Here is a 6,343-nt window from a genome sequence, read left to right as displayed (position 1 = left end):
GATCTCAGAATCTGGCGAAGTTTTTGAAGACATCGTGGCAGAAGCAAAGGCAGAATTGGCTGAACAAAAAAACCAAGCCGAATTGGAACCCGCGCCGAATAGTGAAGGTTAATTTCGATTAACTGTGTAGAGACGCGCCATGGCGCGTCTCTACAATTCATGAGGCACAATTCATAATTGAGAATTAATTATGATCATCACCAATAATTCTAAAATGCCAAAACTAAAGGAAACGACGCCCGAAATAGGTGTTTCACCTATTTATGCTGAACTGATCAGTCAAACACCAGGGCGAGTGCGATTGCGGGTGGCTCCAGAGTATCGCCAATCTGAGGATATTGAACCGCTGATCAATTTGTTGAATGAACGTCTAGAGATTTATCGAGTACGAGCTAATATCCACAGTGGTAGTATTACTATTTTTTACGCCCAAGATCACATTAATTTCGAGGGAGTTTGGGCGATTTTGCAGGATTTAGGAGTTACGTTGAGCCAGCTTCCTGAACAAGAACCGAGAGGTTCTGAAAAGGGTCAATCTGATGCGGCGGCTAGTGTAACTTATGCTGTCACTCATCTCAATCGGCGCGTGAGAAGTGCAACCGATGGGATCGTTGATATAAGATTTTTGATTCCTTTGGGTTTTAGTGTTTTAGCGATAAGGCAATTAATTGTTAAGGGATTGATGATTGAAGCGATTCCTTGGTATGTTTTAGCTTGGTATTCCTTTGATAGTTTTATTAAGCTGCATTATACCAGCGAACCACAGGAATAGATAGCCCATTAAGCCTGGAACTAAAGTTCCGGCTAAAAGCTTAAACCCGTTAAAACGGGTTGCAAGATTTACTCAGTAAGCTCGATTCTTACTTGAGCTTAAGCTGTTCGGCATTTAAACCATAATGTCAAGAATTGCGAGTCCTTGCCGTAGTGCGAGCATCTTGCTCGCTACATTAAGCATCTTGCTCGCTACATTAAGCATCTTGCTCGCTACATTAAGCATCTTGCTCGCTACATTGAGCATCTTGCTCGCTACTAATACCCAATTTAAATGCATTACAGCTTAACGATAAGAAATTTATTTCCTGGCGTTCAAGTTGGCTACAAGAACAACTACGAACGTGGGTGAATTCAGGTTACAGCTCTTTGCGCTGTAATAAAGTACAGTAGATCAAAGTCCCCCTTCAGATCCCCCTCCCGTCCCGAAGTAGGACCCCCTTCCGTCCCCCTTAAAAAGGGGGAGACCAAAGGATGCTTCGCTTTTTGTTCCATGGGGAAGCCAGAGGATGCTTCGCTTTTTTTGCTTATGGGATTTAGGGGGATCGACAATGTACCGCATAGCAAAGCAAACTGCTGTATCGTGTAAGGGAGAGTCTAATGCCTGAGTGACGGTGAACAAATTTAAGCAGGTTTGGCGGCAATTTTTCAATCCTGATGAGTTGTGGAAGCTTCTCAATACTGATATCCGGGTATTAGGGAAACCGGGAGAAATTGCCGAGGCTGGCGCAGAGGTTTCCAAAGCTGGGTTAGAATTAGCGATCGCGTTAGGTTTATTGGGAACGCCAGCCGCACCTGTGGCGGTGATCCCGGCGGGGTTGTCGTTTGTGGGGCTTACTCGCAAAGGGGTGAACCTGTATCGTGGTAAGGTTAAGGGAAAGACAAGCTTAGAAGAGTGGGCGGCGATCGCGTTTCCTTTAGCGTATCTGGAACGTTTCGATACATTGGTGCGTGAGAATGATTGGTTACAGCAAAAAATTGGTTCTGGGATATCGAATCAAGCGGCTAAGTCGCAATTGGATCAGCTTGGAGAACTTCAACTTGACCAGAAATTAATTGAAGACGCTTTAACCTATTTTCCTGAATCCCGGTTAGGACAGGCTTTAAATCAGCAATTATCAGAATACTTAGATAAAGTAGGATTAAATCAGGACAGTATTCCTATTGTAACCGGATGGGTAGCCTGGGGAATCTATCCGATAATTGATCAGCTACTCTCCTACGAATCAGAGACGATTACCCAACCCCTACAATTAACCCGTACCGCCGCGCGGGAAACCCAAGCCAGCCAGAAATATGGCAGCATTGAATCCTATTTAACTGAACAGATATCTCCTCATACCAGTAATCCTCTATTACAAACCCAGTGGAAAGTATTGGGTGAAAATTTTACGCTTTCCGATATCTATGTGCCACTAGAAGCCCATTTAGTGGATAAAAACGGCAAAGTTGATAAAAAAGCAGACCCGGTTAATTTAGAACAGTGGGCGAAAAACCAGCTTACGAACCCGGATAAAAATGGTCAAATTCTATTCATTCAAGCGGGACCCGGACGGGGAAAAAGTGTCTTTTGTCGGATGTTTGCCAATTGGGTGCGAGAACATCTTCATCCCATCTGGACACCGATTCTGATTCGACTCCGGGATATTGATGCATTTGAAAACAATATCGAAAATACCCTCCGCGCTGCGGTTAAGGCAGATTTTGTTAAGAGTAATGACGGCTGGTTAACTGACCGCAATACCCGATTTTTATTCGTCCTGGATGGATTTGATGAATTGCGAATGGAGGGAAGAACTACAGGCGGGATTGAAAAGTTTCTCAAACAGGTGGGGAATTTTCAAACCAGTTGTCAGCAACATTCCCAACTGGGACATCGGTTTTTAGTCACGGGTCGAGAATTAGCATTACATGGGATTGAACGATTTCTACCTGGAAATTTAGAACGGGTAGAAATTGCCCTCATGAATGACCAACTCCAGCAGCAGTGGTTGGAGAAATGGTCAAATTTGGTGGGTGAGGATAAAGCTAACGCATTTGGGGAGTTTTTACAGGCTGAAAACTGCCCAGAACGGGTGAAAGAATTGGCGCGAGAACCGCTATTACTTTACCTTTTAGCTGCGATGCATCGGGATGGTGAACTATCCTTAGAAATGTTTGAGGGAACCAGCCGCGCTGATGCTAAAGTCTTGATTTATCAAAAAGCTTTAGATTGGGTACTGACTCAGCAGCGTTCTGAAGACCTGAATTTGGAACTTACTGAACAGGAGACAGATGACTTGCGGCGCATTCTCACGGAAGCGGGGTTATGCGTCACTCAATCGGGTGGAGAGTGGACTTCAATTCCCATGATTGAGGAACGTCTCAAGGGAGATGATCAAGCCAGGAAATTGTTAGAAAAGGCACGAGAACGCATTGGTGATAATCCGTTGAGAAATGCCCTAGCAGCGTTTTATTTACGACCCGCTTCTGCTGCTGACGCCACCGAAGGTGCGGTGGAGTTTGTCCATAAAAGTTTTGCTGAGTTTTTATGCGCTCAGCGGTTAGTTGAAAGTTTGAAAGAGTGGGTTGAACCGCGCCGCAGACGTGGCGGTTTTCTAGTTAGCCAGGAGCAGTTAGCTGAGGAAGTTTACGATTTACTGGGTTATGAAGGGCTGACTTGGGAAATTGTCGAGTATATGATGGCGTTGCTTGATGTCAGTCCCGAAGAATTTGTGCAATTATTCCAGCGTTTGGAAGAATTCTACTTGGATTGGTGTAATGGGGACTTTATTAATGCAGAACCTACGAGTAATCTACCTCAGAAAAAAATGCTAAACTTGCGAAAGCATGGCAGTTTGATGGGATTGCGAGAGGTGGATATCTATGCTGGGCTAAATGTGATGATTCTGCTGTTAGTATTGAATCGTTACGCTCAGAACACGGATGAAGTGAAGGGTAAGATTAGCTTTAATCCCTGTGGTCAGCCAGATAGTGACAGTTTTGAGCCAACTCGATTACTTCGTATTATTAGTTATAGCAATAGCGTTAAACTTGACACCTTTATAAATACAGTTAGCCAATTTCTTAGCAACGTCAATCTCAAGCAGGTAAATCTCAGGGGTATCAACCTCGTTTACGCAGACCTCAGTGGTGCAAACCTTAGTGGCGCAGACCTCAGTGGCGCAGATCTCAGCGCCGTTAACCTCAGTGGTGCAGACCTCAGTGGCGCTAATCTCGCAGGTGTAGCACTTTTCGAGGCAGACCTTAACAGCGCCAACCTCAGTAGGGCTAACCTTTGTAGCGCCATACTCCAAGATGCCAACCTCACCAGCGCAGACCTTAATGAGGCTGACCTTAATGAGGCTGACCTTAATGAGGCTGACCTCAGCAGAGTTAATCTCAGCAACGCCCATCTATGGAAGGCAAACCTCTGGAACGCTAACCTTTACAGTGCTAATCTCACCAGCGCCAAACTCAGTGATGCCAAACTTGGTAACGTAAACCTTAACGGTGCAGACCTCAGCAAGGCAGATCTCAGTGGTGCAGAACTCAGCAACGCCGACCTCACCAGCGCTAACCTCAGCAGTGCTAACCTTAGCTTCGCACAACTTAATGGGGCAGACCTGAAGGGGGCAAACTTTAACTCCGCAGACCTCAGCGGCGCATGGCTAGACGGTATTGATGGAGATGAACACACCAACTGGGAAAACGTGCGAGGATTAGAAACAGCCGAAAATGTGCCAGAAGGGTTAAAGCAACTGCTATCGCTTTCCCCACCCAATCCGTCACCAGACGCGCCAAATTCATGAGCCGCTCAAATGCTGACCCATTTTACTATTAAGACAACAGACTGGGAAGACGCGATCGCATTTCTTCATCGTTACACCTCAATTCCCACCATCGGCTGGGGAGGGCGGGTTTTGTACGAAAGTTATTGGTTATGTTTTGATAGGTTAGTTCCTAAACCCGCCCCTACAGATTGGGTTGACGATAACCCGATTAATTTAGTCCGCGCAGGCGGACTTTGTTTGTGTAGCTGCGATTTCTAATCGCCATGGCTGTCTAATCGCCCGGGCTGGGGGAGGGCGGGTTTTGTATGAAAGTTATTGGTTATGTTTTGATATGTTAGTTCCTAAACCCGCCCCTACAGATGGGGTTTACGATAACGCAATTAATTTAGTCGGCGCAGGCGGACTTTGTTTGTGTAGCTGCGATTTCTAATCGCCATAGCTGTCTAATCGCCCGGGCTGGGGGAGGGCGGGTTTTGTACGAAAGTTATCGGTTATGTTTTGATAGGTTAGTCCCTAAACCCGCCCCTACAGATTGGGTTGACGATAACCCGATTAATTTAGTCGGCGCAGGCGGACTTTGTTTGTGTAGCTGCGATTTCTAATCGCCAGGGCTGTCTAATCGCCAAGGCTGGGGGAGGGCTGGTTTTGTACGAAAGTTATTGGTTATGTTTTGATAGGTTAGTTCCTAAACCCGCCCCTACAGATTGGGTTGACGATAACCCGATTAATTTAGTCCGCGTAGGCGGACTTTGTTTGTGTAGCTGCGATTTCTAATCGCCAGGGCTGTCTAATCGCCAAGGCTGGGGGAGGGCGGGTTTTGTATGAAAGTTATTGGTTATGTTTTGATAGGTTAGTTCCTAAACCCGCCCCTACAGATTGGGTTGACGATAACCCGATTAATTTAGCCCGGGCTGGGGGAGGGCGGGTTTTGTACGAAAGTTATTGGTTATGTCCCAAAAGTTAATTCCTAAACCCGCCCCTACAGATGGCGTTTACGGGAAGCTATACCGACACCCGTAAGTGCGATTAAACCCATAATAGACGCAGGTTCAGGGACAGACTGAGGGGGATTGATTTGATCTCCTGTGACCAAAATATTATCAAATGACAACAACTCTGTGGATGCAGTCGTGTTTAGCTGCACTTTCACTTGTAATGTACTACCATCACCGATCGCTTGATTCACCGTTTGATTCGTGAAAAGCCCAGACTGGGTAATTAAGTCAGCCGCTAAAAATTCAACATCATCCAGTAAATAGGACACGATAAAGTAATCTTTGTGACCAATCGGGCTATTTTCCTCGTGTTCAAAACTGACATCACTGGCGAACGCATCCAACGATAACGCCAGATTACTAAATCCAGAAATATCGATTTCTGGACTCAGCCACGCTGGAAATAAGGGATTAAGATTACCCCCAGAACATCTTACATTCGGACAACCCGCGTTTGTATCACGAGCGGTGAAGGCTTCAGCCTCGACTCTGAAGTAATCGTTGGAGTCAAAGAGAGCCGCATCATGCAACTCAATCGACCAATCTACGCCAACTACGTCTGTAGCTGCTCCGCCTGTTGCTCCTTTGCCGTTTTGACCAGAGAAGTCTTCCGCATACAAGGTAAGGGCTTGTGCATTCTCAGAAACGAAGATTAAACCTAAGACTACACTTAAACTTGCCAATAAGGTTTTTTTCATAGCTTTTTAAGCATACTGATAACTGTACTGTTATCTAGCGTAGAGTGATTACGTTTGGCAAAGCAAGCGGATTAACTTAACTTCATTAGCTTTTCATATAACCTCA

5 protein-coding genes are annotated in these 6,343 nt (G+C 45.6%); 4 read left to right on the top strand and 1 reads right to left on the bottom strand.

The genetic code is table 11. The annotated features are described in order from the left end of the window. The first annotated feature begins 1 nt into the window (after position 1). The 4 genes from MC7420_RS44160 (at position 2) to MC7420_RS38560 (ending at position 4,802) form a co-directional block, all read left to right on the top strand. A complete protein-coding gene (locus tag MC7420_RS44160; protein WP_083799179.1) occupies positions 2–112 on the top strand; it encodes a DUF5132 domain-containing protein in 111 nt (36 codons plus the stop codon). 78 nt (positions 113–190) lie between these two features. Continuing rightward, positions 191–772, top strand: coding sequence for an HMA2 domain-containing protein (locus tag MC7420_RS26045; protein WP_006104134.1), 582 nt, complete (start codon positions 191–193; stop codon positions 770–772). 613 nt (positions 773–1,385) lie between these two features. Continuing rightward, positions 1,386–4,562, top strand: coding sequence for a pentapeptide repeat-containing protein (locus MC7420_RS42895; RefSeq protein WP_232231786.1), 3,177 nt, complete (start codon positions 1,386–1,388; stop codon positions 4,560–4,562). A 9-nt stretch (positions 4,563–4,571) separates the two neighbouring features. Then, positions 4,572–4,802 carry a hypothetical protein gene (locus MC7420_RS38560; protein ID WP_006104101.1) on the top strand — a complete coding sequence of 77 codons (231 nt, stop codon included), beginning with the start codon at positions 4,572–4,574 and terminating at the stop codon, positions 4,800–4,802. Positions 4,803–5,523: 721 nt separating this feature from the next. Here the strand turns inward: MC7420_RS38560 and MC7420_RS26035 are convergent. After that, the gene (locus MC7420_RS26035; RefSeq protein ID WP_006104145.1) at positions 5,524–6,237 is read right to left on the bottom strand and encodes a PEP-CTERM sorting domain-containing protein; all 714 of its coding nucleotides are present in this window, start codon (positions 6,235–6,237) and stop codon (positions 5,524–5,526) included. Positions 6,238–6,343: the final 106 nt, after the last annotated feature.

This window comes from Coleofasciculus chthonoplastes PCC 7420, assembly GCF_000155555.1.
Classification (GTDB): Bacteria; Cyanobacteriota; Cyanobacteriia; order Cyanobacteriales; family Coleofasciculaceae; genus Coleofasciculus; species Coleofasciculus chthonoplastes_A.
Note: the sequence above shows the minus strand (reverse complement) of the source record. Positions and strands in the feature narration are given on the sequence as shown.

Coding starts and splice junctions, on each gene's coding strand:
- MC7420_RS26045 (WP_006104134.1), top strand. CDS start 191: ATGATCATCACCAATAATTCTAAAATGCCAAAACTAAAGGAAACGACG.
- MC7420_RS38560 (WP_006104101.1), top strand. CDS start 4,572: ATGCTGACCCATTTTACTATTAAGACAACAGACTGGGAAGACGCGATC.
- MC7420_RS26035 (WP_006104145.1), bottom strand. CDS start 6,237: ATGAAAAAAACCTTATTGGCAAGTTTAAGTGTAGTCTTAGGTTTAATC.